15 protein-coding genes are annotated in these 17,959 nt (G+C 74.7%); 7 read left to right on the plus strand and 8 right to left on the minus strand.

The genetic code is table 11. The annotated features are described in order from the left end of the window. Nucleotides 1-3: 3 nt before the first annotated feature. The 6 genes from Phou_RS41470 to Phou_RS41495 form a co-directional block, all read right to left on the minus strand. Nucleotides 4-735: a carboxypeptidase-like regulatory domain-containing protein gene (locus tag Phou_RS41470; RefSeq protein WP_173068309.1), complete on the minus strand. Its 732-nt coding sequence runs from the start codon at nt 733-735 to the stop codon at nt 4-6. After that, nucleotides 735-1,307, minus strand: coding sequence for a Pvc16 family protein (locus tag Phou_RS41475; RefSeq protein ID WP_173068312.1), 573 nt, complete (start codon nt 1,305-1,307; stop codon nt 735-737). The genes Phou_RS41470 and Phou_RS41475 overlap by 1 nt, the downstream gene beginning before the upstream one ends. Before the next feature lie 87 nt (nt 1,308-1,394). Beyond that, complete coding sequence (locus Phou_RS41480) at nt 1,395-4,235, minus strand: helix-turn-helix transcriptional regulator (RefSeq protein WP_173068315.1); 2,841 nt, start codon at nt 4,233-4,235, stop codon at nt 1,395-1,397. A gap of 183 nt (nt 4,236-4,418) precedes the next feature. After that, the gene (locus Phou_RS41485; protein ID WP_173068318.1) at nt 4,419-5,096 is read right to left on the minus strand and encodes an aggregation-promoting factor C-terminal-like domain-containing protein; all 678 of its coding nucleotides are present in this window, start codon (nt 5,094-5,096) and stop codon (nt 4,419-4,421) included. Nucleotides 5,097-5,191: 95 nt separating this feature from the next. Further along, nucleotides 5,192-6,103, minus strand: coding sequence for an acyl-CoA desaturase (locus Phou_RS41490; protein ID WP_173068321.1), 912 nt, complete (start codon nt 6,101-6,103; stop codon nt 5,192-5,194). 478 nt (nt 6,104-6,581) lie between these two features. Continuing rightward, nucleotides 6,582-7,694 (minus strand): winged helix DNA-binding domain-containing protein, encoded by a 1,113-nt coding sequence (locus Phou_RS41495; protein ID WP_281365174.1) that lies wholly within the window; start codon nt 7,692-7,694, stop codon nt 6,582-6,584. Nucleotides 7,695-7,708: 14 nt separating this feature from the next. Between Phou_RS41495 and Phou_RS41500 the strand changes: the two genes are divergently transcribed. Genes Phou_RS41500 through Phou_RS41510 form a run of 3 tightly spaced genes read left to right on the plus strand, consistent with a single transcriptional unit; the run spans nt 7,709 to nt 10,199 of the window. Then, nucleotides 7,709-8,533 (plus strand): cyclase family protein, encoded by an 825-nt coding sequence (locus Phou_RS41500; RefSeq protein WP_173068324.1) that lies wholly within the window; start codon nt 7,709-7,711, stop codon nt 8,531-8,533. Nucleotides 8,534-8,545: 12 nt separating this feature from the next. Continuing rightward, nucleotides 8,546-9,637 carry an AI-2E family transporter gene (locus Phou_RS41505; protein ID WP_173068328.1) on the plus strand — a complete coding sequence of 364 codons (1,092 nt, stop codon included), beginning with the start codon at nt 8,546-8,548 and terminating at the stop codon, nt 9,635-9,637. Nucleotides 9,638-9,647: 10 nt separating this feature from the next. Then, the gene (locus Phou_RS41510; RefSeq protein WP_173068331.1) at nt 9,648-10,199 is read left to right on the plus strand and encodes a GNAT family N-acetyltransferase; all 552 of its coding nucleotides are present in this window, start codon (nt 9,648-9,650) and stop codon (nt 10,197-10,199) included. Between the two features lie 172 nt (nt 10,200-10,371). On the opposite strand, the gene Phou_RS41515 is transcribed toward Phou_RS41510, so the two are convergent. Both Phou_RS41515 and Phou_RS41520 read right to left on the minus strand, forming a co-directional pair. After that, entirely contained in the window at nt 10,372-11,583 is a 1,212-nt protein-coding gene (locus tag Phou_RS41515; RefSeq protein ID WP_173068334.1) for an SLC13 family permease, read from the minus strand. A gap of 57 nt (nt 11,584-11,640) precedes the next feature. Further along, on the minus strand, nt 11,641-12,636 hold the full coding sequence (locus Phou_RS41520) for an arabinan endo-1,5-alpha-L-arabinosidase (RefSeq protein ID WP_173068337.1): 996 nt from the start codon (nt 12,634-12,636) through the stop codon (nt 11,641-11,643). Nucleotides 12,637-12,934: 298 nt separating this feature from the next. Between Phou_RS41520 and Phou_RS41525 the strand changes: the two genes are divergently transcribed. The 4 genes from Phou_RS41525 (at nt 12,935) to Phou_RS54790 (ending at nt 17,944) form a co-directional block, all read left to right on the plus strand. Further along, nucleotides 12,935-13,840: an ATP-binding cassette domain-containing protein gene (locus Phou_RS41525; RefSeq protein ID WP_173068340.1), complete on the plus strand. Its 906-nt coding sequence runs from the start codon at nt 12,935-12,937 to the stop codon at nt 13,838-13,840. Next, complete coding sequence (locus tag Phou_RS41530; protein ID WP_218579510.1) at nt 13,837-14,487, plus strand: ABC transporter permease; 651 nt, start codon at nt 13,837-13,839, stop codon at nt 14,485-14,487. Before Phou_RS41525 ends, Phou_RS41530 begins: the two co-directional genes overlap by 4 nt. A gap of 785 nt (nt 14,488-15,272) precedes the next feature. After that, nucleotides 15,273-15,956: a response regulator transcription factor gene (locus Phou_RS41535; protein ID WP_173068343.1), complete on the plus strand. Its 684-nt coding sequence runs from the start codon at nt 15,273-15,275 to the stop codon at nt 15,954-15,956. Then, nucleotides 15,953-17,944 carry a sensor histidine kinase gene (locus Phou_RS54790; RefSeq protein ID WP_173068346.1) on the plus strand — a complete coding sequence of 664 codons (1,992 nt, stop codon included), beginning with the start codon at nt 15,953-15,955 and terminating at the stop codon, nt 17,942-17,944. The genes Phou_RS41535 and Phou_RS54790 overlap by 4 nt, the downstream gene beginning before the upstream one ends. The last annotated feature ends 15 nt before the right edge of the window (nt 17,945-17,959 follow it).

Below are 17,959 nucleotides of genomic sequence, written 5' to 3' on the forward strand. Positions count from 1 at the left end.
CTGTTACTGGTCCGCTATCTCGATGACGTTCGTGCGGGTCAGGTCGTCGGGCAGCCGGATCGCCAGCTCGCCGGTGCGCCCCGGCCGCTCGGTGGCGACCAGGCGGAACGTCTCCCGCCCTCCGTCGGCGCCGGTTCCCGGGAAGCGGAGCGAGAGGCGGTACGCGCCGTCCACATCGGACAGCGTGCGCTCGCGCCACGGGCTGCCGTCGTCGGCGCTCACCCCGGCCGCCTCGACGAGGGCGTTGGCGACCGGGGCACCGGTGGCCGTGCGGACCGCGCCGCGCACGAGCCGGGTGCCGGGCGGGTACGGGTACGCCACGCCGGGCAGCAGCGGCACCGGCTCGGGCTGGACGGTGATCGCCGGCGGCTGCGTGTCGTCGTACGGGTAGGCGAGGAACTCCTTGCCCACCCGGTCGGCGGCGAACGGCTCCTGCGCGGTCAGGTCGGGGTAGAGGGCGCGGTAGCCGGCCGACTCGAACCGGGCCCGGTAGAGCTCGGGCTCGGCGGTGGCCGGCTCGCGCCGGCGGCCGAGGCCCGGGTAGGCGATGAAGCCGCTCGGCGTGCGGGTCGCCGCCACGGTGGTGGCGAGCCAGGCCGCGCCGTCCCACCGGTCCAGCGCGACGGTGAAGCCGGCGGCGAGCGGGCGGCGGCGCCAGTCGTCGTACGGCACGAACCAGGCCGGGCTGTACAGCACCCGGCGCTCGCCCGGCAACGGCGTCCACAGTGGAGTCATCAGGACACCAGCCCCGGGACGACCGCCCGGCTGCGCACCGGGGCGCCGGGCAGGTCCTCGGTCGCGTCCAGGTTGACCACCCGGACCTCGTAGTTGAGCGAGAGGCGGTACGGCTTCTGCAGCGCGTACCAGACCAGCGACTTCTGGTCGAGCGTGAGCGGGGTGAGCGTGAAGTGCAGCGCGTCGGCGCCGGCCGCGAGCCCGCCGGTCAGGCGCGGGCCGGTGAAGATCGCGTTGTCGTAGAAGGTGCGCAGCGCCACGCCGAGCATGCGGTGCTGCGTCACCTGGTCGCCGCCCCACGCCGTCACCAGGTAGCGCAGCAGCAGCGCCATCGGCGCCTTGCGCACGACCTGCGGGTTGGCGGGGTCGGGGCGCACGTGCGGCCGGTTGCGCGACGGCGGGTCCTCGGCGATCTCGTACAGGAAGATGGTCAGCTTGGGCGGCGAGGTGGGTACGTTGCCCGACAGGTCGTCCAGGATCGCCACGGCGTTGCCGTCGACGGCCTGTACCGCCGCGTGCAGGGTCCGCTCGATGAGCGTGGAGACCTCGCCCACGACGGTGTAGTCCCCCATGCCGCGTCCTCCCGTCCCCCACGTGTACGGATCGACGCCGACGACGCTATGGCGCGGTGGGCGCGGCTGCGCCGGTGAAGTCCCCAGTCACCGCCCTAGGGTTTCGCCGGCGGCGGTGCCAGGGATGTCCCCAGCGGAGCGGCCGACGAGGTTGGCCAGCTCGGCGCGGGAGCGCACGCCGAGCTTGCGGTACACGCTGCGCAGGTGGAACTCGATCGTCTTGGTGCTCAGGAACAGCTCCCGGGCCGCCTCCCGGTTGGTGGCCCCGCGCCCGACCAGCAGCGTGACCCGGCGCTCCTGCTCGGTCAGGCGCGGCAGGGGTGTCCGTGGACCGGGTGCGGCGTCCTCCGTACCGGATGGGATTTTGTCCACTGCGGACAGTGCGCGTCCGGCGCGGCCGGCCCACGGCGCGGCGCCGAGGGTTTCGAACGTGGCGCGGGCGGCCGCGAGGCGCGGTGCGGCCTCGCCCGCGCGGTCGTGGCGGCGCAGCCACTCGCCGTAGCAGAGCGCGTCGCGGGCGCGTTCGAACGGTTCGGCGCCGGCGCCGTCGACGCGCAGCGCGGCGTGGAACCACTGCTCCGCGGCGTCGGTGCCGGCCGCGAGCAGCGCCCGGCTGCGGGCGACGGCGGCGGCGAACGGCGGCGAGCCGGCGGCGTGCGGCGACACGGCGGCGACCACGCGGCGGGCCTCGTCGGGGCGGGAGACCCGCACCGCCGCCTCCACGAAGTCGGGCAGCCAGCACACCGCGCCCGGGTCCGGCGCGAGGCCGGCCTCGACCTGGCGGACGATCTGCTCCAGGCGCGCGTACGCGGCCTCGTGGTCGCCCTCGCCCAGCTCGAGCAGGCCGGCGGCGGCCTCGACCGGCACCGCGAGCGCGCCGAGCTGCCCGCGGGTACGCACCTCGCGCGCCTGGGCGAGGTGCGCGGCGCACTGGGCGCGCGCGCCGCGGGCGGCGGCGATCCGGCCCAGGCACACCTGCGCGGCCGCGGCGTCGCCGTCCTGGCCGAGCCGGCCGGCCGCGGCGGTCGCCTCGCCGGCGTCGGCCGCCGCGGTGTCCCAGTCGCCGGCGCGCAGGTGCAGCTCGGCGCGGGTGACCAGCAGGCCGGGCAGCAGGCCGGTGACGTCGAGCAGGCGGCAGCGGCTGACCAGGTCGTCGACGAGCAGCAGCGCCGCGTCGAGCTCGCCGAGCCGGGCCAGCAGCGAGGGCAGGCCGGTCCACAGTGTCCGGTGGCCGCCGCCGGCGAGCACCTCCTTCTCCAGGTCGGCGCGGCGTTCGTCGAGCAGCGCCCGCGCCTCGGTGAGCCGGCCGGCGCAGGCCAGGACGGCGGCGTGCTCGACGACGAGCGCACCGTTCGCCGCGCCGCTGACCAGGCGGGCCTGCCGCACGGCGACAAGCGCGGCGGCGGTGTCGCCGGCCAACCGCGCGGCCGTGGCGGCGTCGAGCAGCAGCGCGGCGGCGACGGCCGGTGCGGTGCCGCGCACCCTCGCCGCCTCCCGGGCCAGCTGCCGGTGCGCGTGCCCGGCCCGGCCGCGGCGCAGCTCCTCGCGGGCCATCAGGTCCTGCGCCCGGCCGCGGACGGCGAGGTCGCCGGTGAGCCTGCCGGCCCGGTCGACGAGGTCGCGTACCCGCTCTCCGGCGCCGGCCAGCTGCCAGCTCTCGGCCGCGCTGACCAGCCGCGCAGCCCGCCTCTCCTCGGGGCCGGTGAGCTCGGCCGCCCGCTCGACGAGCTGCGCCGCCTCCGGCACCGGCAGGTGCGCGGCCTCCCGCGCGGCGGTGCGCTCCAGCTCGTCGGCGGTCTCCTCGTCCGGTCGCAGCGCGGCGGCGGCGAGGTGCCACGCGCGCGGCACCTGCGCGGTGACCGCGGCGAGCGCCCGGTGCGCGGCGCGCCGGTTGGCCGGCGCGGCCTCGTGGTAGGCGACCGACCGCAGCAGCGGGTTGCGGAACGCGACGCCGTCCTCCTCCATCCGCACCAGGCCGGCCGCCTCCGCCGCGGCGAGCGCCGCGATGTCGATGCCGAGCGCGGCGACCGCGTCGATGGTGGCGGTGAACCCGGCGTCCCCGGCCGCGGCGGCCACCAGCAGTGCCGCCCGCACGGCCGGGTCCAGCGCCGCCAGCCGGGGCCCGAACACCCGGCGCGCCTCGGGACCGGCCGGCAGCGGGTCGCGTACCGGCGCGGCGCCCGCGAGCTGCGCCGGGGTGAGCGCGGCCGGCAGGTCGACGAGCGCGAGCGGCAGCCCGCCCGCGGCGTCCACGAGCCGGTCCGCGACCGCGCCGTCCACCGGCGACGGGCTGGCCCGCAGCAGCAGCTCCCGCGCGCTGACCGGGTCCAGGCGCGGCACCCGGTGCGCCCGCAGCCCGTTCTCCGCGCCGCACCCGGGACCGTCCGCGGTGGCCGAGAGCAGGGTGGCGATCCCCTCCGCCGGCGTGCGGCGGGCGGCGAACAGCAGCGCCTCCCGCGAGGTCTCGTCGAGGCTCTGCAGGTCGTCCACGAGCACGAGCAGCGGCCGCTCCCGCGCCGCCGCGGCGAGCAGCTGGAACGTGCCGGCCGCCAGCGCGAACGGGTCCACCCCCGTCGCCGGAACCAGCGCGAACGCCGCCGACAGCGCGGCCGCCTGCCGCGCCGGCAGCTCCGGCAGCAGGTGCAGCACCGGCCCGAGCAGCGCGTGCAGGCCCGCGAACGGCAGGGCGGCCTCGGCGGGCACACCCCCGGTGGCAAGGACACGCGCGTCGCCGGCGCGGTCCGCCGCGTACCGCAGGAGGGCGCTCTTGCCGATCCCGGCCTCGCCGAGCAGCAGCAGGCTGTCACCGCTTCCGGGGGTGTCGCCCCCGGGCGTTGCGCCGCCGCGGGACCTCAGCCCGTCGACGACCTGGTCGATGATGTGGCGCTCAAACTTTCTTCCCTGAAGTCCGAACTCCCCGTACCACATGCGCGAAAGTCTACGAACGCGAGATTAATGGACGACGATCTCCAACAATTGCGCGCTGGTCTGTTTCGGCTGTTGGGAGCGGCTTTTCGGGGGATGGTTGCACGATTAACGGTCGTTCAACCGACACCGTCCCCGCCAAATCGCGACACGCCCGACGTATCTGGACGCGTCTCCCGCCCGGCGCTAGTACGAGCCGGTCTCCTCGGAGTGCTGCCACGCACCGCACGGGTCGTCATAGCGCTTCTTGATGTAGTCCAGGCCCCACCTGATCTGGGTCACCGGGTTGGTCTGCCAGTCGGCGCCGGCCGCGGCCATCTTGCCGCCCGGATACGCCTGCGGGATGCCGTACGCGCCGGAGGACGGGTTGCGGGCCTTGTGGTTCCAGCCGCTCTCCTTGGTCCACAGCTTGTCCAGGCAGGGCATCTGGTCGAGGCCGAAGCCGCTGTTCAGCAGCAGCGCGCAGCCGGTGCGCCGGTTGCCGCTGTAGGCGTTGCAGGAGGCGGGCACCGGCCCGTCGTAGGGCTTGGTCGGCGCGTTCGCCTGGTCCTTCTCGCGCTTACGGCGGCCGGCGGCGTCGGCGGCCTTGCGGGCGCGCTCGGCCTCGGTCTTCGCGGTGGCGGCGGCCTTCTCGGCGGCGAGCCGCTGTGCCTCGCGCTGCTGGGCGGTCGCCGCCGTGTGGTCGCGGTGCCGCTGCTTGAGGTACGCGATCTCGCCCTGGCCGGCGTCCGCCGCGAGCTGCGCGCGGATGCCGTCGCGCTCGGCGTCCCGGCCCTGCGCCAGCTGGTAGCCGCCGCCGGCACCCGCGGCGATCAGCGCGAGCGCGAGTGCCCGGATGCCGACCCGGCTCCACGGCCGACTCATCGAGAGGGTTCCCTTTCGCCGGGGTCAGGACGCGCCCCGCAGATCCTGCCACACACCGGCGCCGGCGGCGGGCCGCGTTGCCCGGTAGTACCGCGTCAGGTGGCCACGCGGAGCTTCGCCACGCGCGGCGGGGTCGGCCAGCGGACGTCGCGCACCCAGCCGGCCCTCTCGAACAGCCAGATCACGCGCGCCGATATGTCGATCTCCCAGGGGCGTACGCCGTGGCGGGCGCAGGTCGGGTCGGCGTGGTGCAGGTTGTGCCACGACTCGCCCATGCTCAGGATCGCGAGCGGCCAGACGTTGGCCGACCGGTCGCGGGCGGCGAAGGGGCGTTCGCCGACCATGTGGCACACCGAGTTGACCGACCGCGTGACGTGGTGCAGCAGCGTCACCCGCACCAGGCCGGCCCAGAAGAACGCGGTCACCGCTCCCCACCACGACCAGGTGATCAGGCCGCCCATCGCCGCGGGCGCCACCAGCGTCACCGCGGTCCAGAGGCCGAACGTGCGGTGCACCAGGCGCATGTCGCGGTCGGCGAGCAGGTCGGGTGCGAAGCGTTCCTGGTTGGTGAGGTCACGGTCGAGGACCCAGCCCAGGTGCGCGTGCCAGAAGCCGCGCGCGAGGGCCGCCGCCGACGTGCCGAACAGCCACGGCGAGTGCGGGTCGCCCTCCCGGTCGGAGAACGCGTGGTGGCGCCGGTGGTCGGCCACCCAGTGCAGGATCGGCCCCTGCACCGCCATGCTGCCGGCGACCGCCAGCGCCACCCGCATCCGCCGTCCCGCCCTGAACGCGCCGTGCGTGAAGTAGCGGTGGAAGCCCACGGTGACGCCGAGGCAGGTGAAGGTGTACCAGGCGGCGGCGAGCGCGACGTCCACCCAGGACAGTCCCCAGCCCCACGCGATCGGCACGGCCGCGAGCAGGGCGAGGAACGGGACGATGACGAACAGGTACACGGTGACGTGGGCGGGCAGCCCCCGCTTGCCAGCCAGCAGGGTCTTGGGGCTCATCGCCTCCGGACGCTAGGCGGCCTCCCCTTCCGCGCGGCGCCTACCGCGCGAACCGCGGCCCACCGCCCGGTGAACGTCCGCGTTGACAGCGCCCGCCGCCGATGGTCTCATTGGAACACTTAAGAATCTTTACATTTAAGTGCGGGCGATCGGCCCCTCCTCAGGCGGGCGGGCGGCGGTCCGCCGTGGGATGCCGCCGCCCGCCCTTGGCCGCCCGACGATCCTTTCGGACATATCTGCCCACGTCCGCGTCACCTGCGGACCGGACGCTCCCGCGGGCAACGCGAAGGTCGGCGGCTCGCCAGGGCTCGCCGAGATCCCCGACCTCCGCTGCCAGGTCCGCGGGCCAAGCCCAACCCCCGCGGACGGTGAGGCCGCGGGAACGCACCCCGAGAAGACGCTCCGCTGCGCGCCACGTCTCCCCGGGGGCCCGCGCAACGGTCCGGACCACGGCGGACGTCGCGGTAGCCCAAAATCGTCAGGCGATCTCCAGCCGGCCGCCGCCGTGGAGCTCGAGCAGCGGCTCGGCCTCGGCGCCCACCTCGGCGCGCTCGCGGCGGGTCAGCGGGCGCAGCGGCTCGACGCGCAGCACGCCCCCGGCCACCGACCAGGTCGCGGCGACCCGGCCGTCGACGAGCACGAACCGCGCGCCCTGCACGCTCAGCCCGCGATGCTCCTGGTCGATGATGCGGCTCCGGTCGTCGAAGCCGAGCACCGCGTTGTCGAACGCGGGCAGGAACCGCACCGGCGCCGGTGTCCGCGGGTCGGGCAGCGCGCCGTCCTCGACGTCGAGGAGCTCGCGCCGCCGCTCGTCGCGGAAGACGCGCAGCCGCGGCCGCAGGCGGGTGACCGACTCGCGCAGCCCGCTCAGGCCGGACCAGGCGCGGATGTCGGCGCTGGCCGCCGGGCCGAACGCCGCCAGGTAGCGCAGCACCAGCGCGTCGACCGCCTCGGGCGTCTGCGGCTCGGGCGCGGTGCCCAGCCACCGGTCGACCGTGACGTTCAGCGCGGCGCCGCGCTGCCCCCACAGGCCGCGCGGCGGCACCTGGACCAGCGGGACCAGGCAGCTGAGCGCGTCGCCGAGGTCGCGGGTGGCGACGCCGGGCCAGCGGTCGGCGATCTCGCGGGCGGCGTCGGTGAGCATGCGCGGCTCGCCCTCGAAGAGCGGGCGCCCGGCCTCGGCCAGCTCGGCCAGGTCGACACCGGGCAGGTTGCGGCGCAGCGTGGCCCACATGCGCGCCTCCAGCATCGGCTGGTGCACGCCGCGCAGCGCGAGCGCGTCAGCCGCGGTGACCACGTGGAGCGTGCGGCGCATCAGCAGCGTGCGGACGGCCGTGCGCTCCTCGACAAGCTTCGACAGCTCGTGCGGGTCGAACGCCACAAGGCGGCTCCACAGCCCCACGAACGGCTCCTGCGGCTCCTGCGCCTGATGCCCACGAGGTGCGAAAGCGCGGCGTGCGCGGTCAGGTCGTGGCGGCGCAGCAGGAGCTGGCGGGCCAGCAGGGCGCGGTTGAGCGCGCGGTTGTCCAGGACGTTCACGCGCGTCACCGTAGCGCGACGGTCCGACACGGCGTTTAGTGACAGACGGCAGAGAGGAGTCCTGGAATGTGCACTGAGGAGTGTCTGAAGCAGGCCGGCCGGGCGGGAGCGTTCAGCCGCCGGGCGGCGCTGGCCGGTGCGGCCGCGATAGCGGCGTCCGCCGTGATGGCCGAGCCGGCGCAGGCCGGTCCCAAGGGCGGGTACGGGCGCGGGGTGCGTGACCTCACCCACCCGCTGACCACGACGTTCCCGGCATTCGCGCCGGGTGAGGAGCCGAGCCGCCGCACGTACGTGACGATCGAGGAAAACGGCTACTACATGCAGGAGTGGCGGATCCTCGAGCACTACGGCACGCACGTCGACGCACCCGGCCACTTCATACCCGGTGGGCGCACCTCGACCGAGCTCGCCGCCGCCGAGCTCGTCACGCCCGCCGCGGTCATCGACATCGCGGCCCGCGCGGCCCGCGACCCCGACACGACCGTCACGGTCGCGGACATCAAGGGCTACGAGCGGCGGTACGGGCGGATCCCGCGGGACGCGGCCGTCCTCATGTACTCCGGCTGGGCGGCGAAGGCCGGCGACCCGGACGCCTACCGCGGCACCGACGCGGGCGGCACGCTGCACTTTCCCGGCTTCAGCGCGGAGGCGACCGAGTGGCTGCTGCGCCACCGCCGCATCCGCAGCCTCGGCGTCGACACGCTCAGCATCGATCCGGGCGTTTCGTCCACGTTCGACACGCATCTGATCCTGACCGGCGCCGACCGGTACGGCGTGGAGAACCTCGCCGGCCTCGACCGCCTCCCCCGCTCCGGCGCCACGATCATCGTCGGCCTCATCCCCTACCAGGAGGGCTCCGGCGGCCAGGCCCGCGTCTTCGCCACCTGGTGAGGGTGTACGTCGATGCGCCGCGGGGTACCTGGCGGCGTGTCGACCGACCTGGCCGAGAAGCCAACAAAGACGCGCGGCGTCTGGGAGTCCCTGTCCTGGTCACTGCGGTACGGCGCGGTGGCCTGCGGCTGCGTGCTGCTCATCGCGGCGGTGCTGTACCTGGTCATCCGCCTCGCGGTGCTGGTGGCGCCGTTGACCCTCGCGATCATCGTGGCGCTGCTGCTGGCCGCGCTGCTGCAGCCGATCGCGGACGCCGTACGCCGGCTGCGCGCGCCCGACTCGCTCGCCGCCCTCGCGGCCATCGCGGTCATGCTCGCGGTCGTCGTGCTGCCCGCCGTCCTGCTCTGGCAGGTCACCGCCGAACAGGCCGCCGACCTGCCGGAGCAGCTCGCCCAGGGCTGGGACCGCACCCGCGAGTGGATCGTCGGCGCCGGCCTGAGCGAGGAGCAGCTGCAGTCGCTGAGCGACCGCATCCGCGAGCGGGCCCGCGCGGCGGGCGGCGGCCTCACCGCCGCGGCGATGGGCGTCTTCGAGGCGCTGGGCGCCGCGCTGCTCGCGATCGTGCTGCTCTTCTTCCTGCTCAAGGACGGCCGCCGGATGGCCGCGTGGGCCACCGCCCGCCTCCCCGAACGCAGCCGCGAGCGCGCCGGCCAGGCCGGGCGTGACGGTTGGACGGCGCTGTCCCGCTACGCGCGGGGCACGGTCGCGGTCGCCGCGATCGACGCGCTGGGCATCGGGCTCGGCCTTGTGCTGATCGGGGTACCGCTCGCGCTGCCGCTGGCGCTGCTCACGTTCGTCGCCGCGTTCGTGCCGATCATCGGCGCGACCGTGGCCGGCGCGGTCGCCGTGCTCGTCGCCCTCGCCGCGAACGGCCCCGTCGACGCCCTCCTGGTCCTGCTCGTGGTCGTCGCGGTCCAGCAGATCGAGGGCAACCTCCTCGAGCCGCTCATCATGGGCCGCGCGCTGCGCCTGCACCCCGCGGTCGTCCTCGTCGCGGTCACCGCCGGCGCCCTGACGGCCGGCGTGGCGGGCGCGCTGGTCGCCGTACCCATCACCGCGGTCACCTACCGGGTGTGGCGCTCGTGGAGCGAGGGCGCGCCCTAAGATCGTCGAGGTGTTCCGGCCGACGTACCCCATCCACACGCGACGGTTGACGCTCCGCCCGTTCACGATGGGCGACCTCGACCCGCTGTGGGGGTACCAGCGGCTGCCCGAGGTGGCCGAGCACATGCTCTGGGAGCCGCGCGACCTCATGCAGGTGACGGTCGCGCTGCAGCGGATGGTCAAGGAGGACCGCTTGGCCCGCGAGGGCGACTGCCTGAGCCTCGCGGTGGTCGAACGGGCGACCGGCGTGCTGGTCGGCCAGGTAGAACTGGTGTGGCTCAGCGACCGCAGCGGCCAGGGCGAGATCGGGTACGTGCTCGACCCCCGCTACCAGGGCGCCGGCCTGGCCACCGAGGCGGCGCGCGAGGTGCTGCGGCTCGGCTTCGACGGCCTGCGGCTGCACCGCGTCATCGGCCGCTGCTCGGCCGCCAACACCGCCTCGGCCGCCCTGCTGGAGCGCCTCGGCATGCGCCGCGAGGCCCACTTCCGGCAGAACCAGCTGGTGAAGGACGCCTGGCGCGACGAGTACGTGTACGCGATGCTCCGCGCCGACTGGAGTTGAGCGTCCGCCGGGCTTTCCGCCCGCGGAACCGGCCTTTGGAGTCGGGGGTCCCGGCGAGCCCAAGGGCCGGGTCACGTGTGGCTCGGGGATCCCGGCGAGCCGCCGCGGGCCGGGTCACGTGCGGCTCGGCTTCTCGCGGGTCCGGGTGAGGGCGTCCGGCGAGCGGCGGTGGTCAGCTCACGGCGAGCAGGGTGGCCACGCCCGCGGCGAGTGCGAGGACCGCGGTGACCGCGCCGGTGGCGGCGAAGCGGCCCCACGGGATGGTGAGGCCCGCGGCGCGGCAGCGTTCGGCCCACAGCAGCGTGGCCAGCGACGCCCACGGGGCGACGAGCGGGGCGACGTTGGTGCCGACGAGCAGGCCGAGCAGCTGGGTGTGGTTGGCGGCGGGCACGACCGCCTCGGCGGCCACGTAGGCCGGCAGGTTGTTGAGCGCGTTGGACAGCGCACCGCCGGCCGCCGCGGCCCGCACCACGCCGACGGCGCCGGGGTCCGTGCCGATCAGCGCGGACATCCAGCCGGAGAGCCCGTGCCGGCCGAGCGTGTCGACGACGAGGAACAGTCCGGTCACGAAGACCAGCAGCCGCCACGGCACGAGGCTCCAGGTGAGGCCGCCGCGGTCGTAGCGCCAGTAGGCCACCACCAGGCCGGCCGCGCACACCGCCGACACCGCGTAGATGCTCAGTCCCGCCACGATGCCGGCCATGAACGCGGCGCATGCCGTCGAGGCGGCCACGAAGAGCGCGCGGTTGCGGGGGCGGACCCGCGCCGGCGGCTCGTAGCGGGGCGGGTTGCGGCGCCAGTAGAACACCCACAGGCTCGCCGCCACCACGACCAGCACGGCCGCCTGCGGCAGCGCCATGCGGGCGGCGAACCCGAGCGGTTCGAGGCGCACCCGCTCCATGGCCAGCAGGTTGGTCAGGTTGGAGACCGGGAGCAGCAGGCTCGCGGTGTTCGCCAGCCAGACCGTGGTCATGGCGAGCGGCAGCGGCGCGAGGCCGGCGCGGCGGGCGGTGGCCAGCATGACCGGGGTGAGCAGCACCGCCGTGGTGTCCAGGTTGAGAAACGCCGTGGTGAGCGTGGCGAAGAGCACCGTGAGCAGGAAGAGCGCGGGGTTGCGCCCGCGGGCCGCGATGGTCAGCCGGGCGGCGAGGACGTCGAAGACCTGGGCTCGGGCGGCGAGCTCGGCCAGCACGACGACGGTGCCGAGGAAGACCAGCAGCGGGAGGATGCGCTCGTCGGTCGCCCGCGCGTCGCGCCACGGCAGCAGCCCCACCGCGACGGCGACAAGCCCGAGTGCGAGCAGGCCGGCGCCGAGCCAGTCCAGCGGGCTGACCCCCCGGGCCGCGCACTCCGAGGCACCCTGCTTGACCTGCACGTACGCCATGATCACACACCGGTGCGGCGGGCGCCGAAGTGCCCGCCGCCGGTGTTCGCCGGCGCCTCAGTACACGTACGGCCAGCCGGCCGCGTCGTAGGCGATCAGGTTGATCCCCAGGTACGACGCGCCGTTGTCGGCGTAGTAGTGGTAGAACAGCACGTCGCCGCCGCCGTCGGTCAGGACCGCCTGGTGGCCGGGGCCGTGGATGGCGTCGTGGCCGGCCAGGACCTCGGTGCCGCCGCCGGAGGTGAGCGGCGTGCCGTTGCGGTCGGTGTAGGGGCCGGTCACCGACGTGGAGCGGCCGGCCATCACCCGGTAGGTGCTCGACGCGCCCTGGCAGCAGCGGTCGAACGACACCCACAGGTAGTAGTAGCCGCCGCGACGGTGGATGACCGGTGCCTCGATGGCGCCGCCCGCGTTGGGGCGGCTGGCGATCGCGCGCACGGCGGTGTCCGATGTGGAGCGGCGCCCGGTGCCGGCGTCGAGGCGGATCATCTTCAACCCGCTCCAGAACGAGCCGAAGCTCAGCCACCACTGCCCGCTCTGGTCCACGACGAGGTTGGGGTCGATCGCGTTGTAGTTGACCGCGTTGCTGCTCTCGATGATCAGACCCTGGTTCGTCCACGAGCCGGACGCCGCGGTCGGGCTCGTGGCAAGGAAGATGGCCGAGCGCTGCGAGCCGAACGTCGAGGCCGAGTAGTACAGGTAGTACTGTCCATTGTGGTAAGAGATGTCGGGCGCCCAGAGGTTGCGGCCCCCGTTGGTGTACGGCGTGGTCCACGGCGCGCCGCCCGGCCAGACCGCGCCGGCGTTGCGCCACGCGACGCGGTCGGTCGAGGTCTTCAGCGACAGGTTGTTGCCGGTCGCGGCGAGGATGTAGCGCCCATCCGGCGCGCGCACCACCGTGGGGTCGTGCGCGCCCGTGTCGCCGGTCACCCGGCCGGGGTTGGGGTAGGTCGCCGCGTCCGCCGCCGTGAGCGCCGACACCGCGCCGGCACCGCCGAGGACCACGGCCGCCGCCAGTCCGGCGAACGCTCCGCGCCATCGTTTCCGCGCCATGATTCTCACCCTTCGCTTGCCCAGTTAGCGTTAACACACCCTCACGTAGACAGTTATGCTTGTCAATGCAGCGCTGAAATTTTCCTGTGGATTTCGGACAGTTCGCCGCAGCGACCGGTGAGTGTTGGCGGCTCGGTTCGCGACGTGGGGCTCAGTTCGCGGGCGTGGCGGGCGCGGTTCGCGGGCGTGGCGGGCGCGATTCGCGGGCGTGGCGGGCGCGGTTCGCGGGCGCGGCCGCTCACAGAAAGCTCTCAGGACCTCACCGGAAGGGCCATCCTGGTCCGCCACCATCGCCGGCATGATCGAGCTGCGCGGGTTGACCAAACAGTTCGGCCGCCACCTGGCGGTCGACGACCTCACCTGCACCATCACGCCCGGCCGGGTCACCGGGTTCCTCGGCCCCAACGGCGCCGGCAAGACCACCACGATGCGCATGATCCTGGGCCTCGACGCGCCGACGCGGGGCACGGTGACGGTGCGCGGCCACCGCTTCACCGACCTGCCGGTACCGATGCGCGAGGTCGGCGCGCTGCTGGACGCGCGGGCGGTGCACGGCGGCCGCACGGCGTACCACCACCTGCTGTGCCTCGCCCAGAGCAACCGCATCGGCAGGCGCCGGGTCGACGAGGTGCTCGGCATCGTCGGGCTGGAGGCGGTGGCGCGGCGCCGGGCGGGCCGCTTCTCGCTCGGCATGAGCCAGCGCCTCGGCATCGCCGCCGCGCTGCTGGGTGACCCGGCCGTGTTGCTGTTCGACGAGCCGGTCAACGGTCTGGACCCGGACGGCATCCGCTGGATCCGTACCCTCATGCGCGACCTGGCGGCCGAAGGGCGCACCGTGCTCGTCTCCAGCCACCTGATGAGCGAGATGGCGCTCACCGCCGACCACCTGGTCGTGATCGGGCGGGGCCGGCTCATCGCGGACACGGCGCTGGACGCGTTCATGCGCGGCAGCGCCGACCGCGCGGTGCTGGTGCGCACGAGCGAGGCGGCGTCGTTCGCCGACCGCCTCCGCACCGCCGGCGCCACGGTGCGCCGCGACAAGGCCGACGAGCTCGTCGTGACCGACCTCGACAGCGCGGAGATCGGCCGGCTCGCGGCCGTCGACGGCGTACCGCTGATCGAGCTCACCCCCCGCAGCCAGTCGCTGGAGGAGGCGTTCATGGCGCTGACCCGCGAATCAGTCGAGTTCGGAGTGGAGCGATGACCGGGATCCTGCTGTCCGAGTGGACGAAGCTGCGCTCGCTCCGCTCCACCGCGTACACCCTGCTGGCCCTGGCCGCACTCGCCGTCGGGTTGGGCGTGCTGATCAGCTCCGGCGCCGGCGACGGCTACACCGAGCTGGCACCGGCCGAACGGGACGCGTTCGACCCCACACAGGTCAGCACGCAGAGCTACCTCGCCGCCCAACTCGCCCTCGGCGTGCTCGGCGTGCTGGTCGTCAGCGGCGAGTACGCCACCGGCATGATCCGCACCAGCCTCACGGCGGTACCGAGGCGGGAGCGGCTGCTGGCCGCGAAGGCCGCGGTGTTCGCGGCGGTCGCGCTGGTCGCCGGCCTGGTGGTGGGCTTCGGGGCGTTCCTGCTGGGCCAGGCCACGCTCGCCGGCCAGGACGCCCCGCACACCACGCTCGCCGAGCCGCACGTGCTGCGGGCGGTGGCCGGCGCCGGGCTGTACCTGGCCACGATCGGGCTGTTCGGCGTCGCGGTGGGCACGCTCGTGCGCTCGACCGCCGGGGCATCACCGTGCTGGTGGCGGTCACGCTGCTGGTCCCCGCGTTCGGCCAGGGACTGCCGGGCGGCTGGGGCGAACGCCTGGTGCGGTGGTGGCCGACGACCGCCGGCTCGCGCGTGATGACCGTGAAGCCGGATCCGGACCTGCTCGGACCGTGGGCGGGCTACGGCGTCCTCTGCGTCGCGGTGGCGGGCACGCTGGTGGCGGCGTTCGTGGTGCTGCGGGCCCGGGACGCTTGAGGCGCTTCGGCTCCGGGCGGCGGGGAGAGTGCGGCGGATTGCCTCCGGGCGCACCCGGCTCGCTCCGCGTGGATCCGGTCCGGTGGCAGGCTGCGCGGTTCGGGCCGGGGGTCGCTCTGCGGGGGACCAGCCGAGGTACAGCAGCCCCGTGCCGCGGCCGGCGCCCGTGCCGATCACCGCGCCGAGCGAGCCGGTCCTTGCAGGGTCCGCACCCCGCCGCGGGTCAGTCTGGCGTGGATCGGTCCAGCGTGGATCGGTCCCGCGTGGATCGGTCCCGCGTGGGGGTCCGGCCAGGGTTCCCCCGCCGCGTCCGTCCCGGATCGCTCGGCGTGGGTCCGGGCTGGGGGCGGCCCGCAGGGTTCGCGTTCCCTCGCAGCGTCCGCCCTGGTTTCGCCAGGCGCGGGTCCAGGCTGGGTAGCCCCGCAGGGTTCGGGTCCTTGCGGCTCCGGCCTGTGTTGCCCGGCACGGAGGCAAGCCAGGTAACGCGCCGCGCGGTGCGACCCGCGAGGGCCGGGGTGTCGCGCCCACGCACTCGGGCCATACCGGCACGATCGGGGCGGGACCCGCACCCAGCCGGGCCGGGGCACCACTCGGGCGGTGACCCGGCGCAACCGAGGCAAGGCGGCAAGGCACGGCACGGATTCAGACCGAGGAGGGCGACAGCCGATGGACGGTACGGCACGGCTACTCGTGGTCGAGGACGAGCCGACCCTGCGCGAACTACTCTCGGCGACCCTGCGGTTCGCCGGCTTCGCGGTCGTGTCCGCCGCCACCGGCGCGGAGGCGATCGCCCTGTCCGGCAGCCAGGCACCTGACCTCGTGCTGCTGGACGTCATGCTGCCGGACATGGAGGGCTTCGACGTGATACGTCGCCTGCGCGCCCGCGGCCAACCGGTACCGGTCCTGTTCCTCACCGCCCGCGACGCGCCCGAAGACAAGGTCAACGGCCTGACGCTGGGCGGTGACGACTACGTGACCAAGCCGTTCGACCTGGAGGAGCTGATCGCCCGCATCCGCGCGATCCTGCGCCGCACCAGCGGTGCCGGCGGCGAGCTCACCGTCGGCGACCTCACCCTCGACCCGGACGGCCGCCAGGTCACGCGCGGCGGGCGGGCGGTGCGCCTGTCGCCCACCGAGTTCCGCCTCCTGCACTACCTGATGGCGAACGCGGGCCAGGTCGTCCCCAAAGCCCGCATCCTCGACGAGGTCTGGCGGTACGACTTCGGCGGCGACCCCAGCATCGTCGACACCTACATCAGCTACCTGCGCCGCAAGGTGGACACGGCGGAGCCCAAGCTCATCCACACCGTGCACGGCGTCGGCTACGTCCTGCGCAGGCCGCGCCCGTGAAGCGCCTCTCGCTGCGGGCGCGGCTCCTGCTGATCTGCGTGGCGCTGCTGGCGGTCGGGTTCACAGTCAGCGGCGCCGTGGTCTCGCAGGTGCTGCGCGGCCACCTTGTCGACCGGGTGGACTCGCAGCTGGTACAGCTCACCACCCTCCTGGGCGGCGTCTCGCCGGACGCGATCCCCGCCTTCGACCCCACCGTCATACCCAGCGAGCTCGGCGCCCGGCTCGACCTGATCGCCGACGTCGAGATCGTGTACCTCCACGCCGACGGCGGAGTTGAACGCCTCATGCACACCCCCGGCCCCGGCGCACCCCAACTGCCCCGCCTCGACACCGCGGCCGTCGCGGCGCACGGCGGTCGGCCGTTCGGCGTGGCCGACGTGGACGGCGGGGCCGGGTGGCGGGTGGTCGCGCTCCCCCGCTCGGCCGCGCCGCTGCTGGGCAGCCCGCCACCGGCCGGGAGTGGCATCGCCGTGGCCGCCTCCACCTCCGCCGTCGACGGCACGGTCAGCCGCCTGCGGACCATCTGCCTGCTCACCGGGCTCGCTCTGGTAGCGGTGCTCGCGGCGGCCGGCTGGTTCGCGATCCGCGCGGGGCTGCGACCGCTGCGCCGGATCGAGCAGACCGCGGCGGCCATCGCGGGCGGCGACCTGTCCAAGCGGGTACCGGCCGAGGCCCCGCCCGGCACCGAGATCGGCCGCCTCTCCACCGCGCTGAACGGCATGCTCGGCCAGGTCGAGACCGCGTTCGCGGCGCGGGCGGCGTCGGAGGCGCGGATGCGGCGGTTCGTGGCGGACGTGAGCCACGAGCTGCGCACGCCACTGTTCGGCATCAAGGGCTTCACGGAGCTGTACCGGATGGGCGGCGTCACCGGCGACGCCGAGGTGGCCCTCACGATGGCGCGCATCGAGAGCGAGTCCGCCCGGCTGGCGAAGCTGACCGAGGACCTGCTGCTACTCGCCCGGCTGGACGAGGGCGAGGCCGGCCTGCCGCTGCACCGCGCGCCGATGGACCTGCGCACCCTCGCCGCCGACGCCCGCCGCGACCTCCACGCGCTCGACCCCACCCGCGAGGTGACGGTGACCGGACCGGGCGGCGCCGGCCCACCCGGTCCGGCGCCGGTCGACGGCGACGAGGCCCGCCTCCGCCAGGTGGTCGCCAACCTGGTCGGCAACGCGGTCGCGCACACACCCGCCGGCACCCCGGTGCGCATCGGCGTCGGTGTCGAGGACGGCGCCGCGGTGTTCGAGGTGGCGGACCGCGGCCCGGGCCTGGCACCGGAAGACGCCGTCCGAGTCTTCGACCGCTTCTACCGCACCAGCGACGCCCGAGACCGCACCAGCGACTCCCGAGACCGCACCGACTCCCGAGACCGCACCGACTCCCGGGACCGCACCACCGTGACCCCAGACCCCACCCACAACACCCGGGACCGCACCACCGTGACCACAGACCCCACCCACAACACCCGCGGCCGCACCAGCGAGCCCCGAGACCCCACCCACCAACCCCAGGACCGGACGAGCGACACCCGAAGCCCCACCCACGACTCCGAAAAACCAACCACCCACACCCCAGACCCCACTCACCACACCCCAGGCCACACCAGCGACACCCGAAGCCCAAGCAACGACTCCGAAAAACCAAGCACCCACTCCCCAGACCCGACCCACCACGCCCCAGACCACACCAGCGAAACCCAAGACCCGAGCAACGACTCCGGAAAACCGACCACCCACGCCCAAGGCCCAACCAGCGACACCCGAGACCCCACGCGCGACCCCCACGGCCGCACGGACGACACCCGAGGCGACACCAGCAGCGCACAAGGCCGAGGAGGCGGCGCCGGGCTCGGGCTGGCCATCGTCGCCTCGCTGGTCGGCGCCCACGGCGGCCACGTCGGCGTCATCACGCCCGCCGACGGCCGCGGCGCGGTCTTCCGCGTCACGCTGCCGACGATTGATCAAGGCGTCGAGCTGCACACACCATGATCGTGTGTCACGCTG

It is taken from the genome of Phytohabitans houttuyneae (assembly GCF_011764425.1).
In the GTDB taxonomy this organism is placed as follows: Bacteria; Actinomycetota; Actinomycetes; order Mycobacteriales; family Micromonosporaceae; genus Phytohabitans; species Phytohabitans houttuyneae.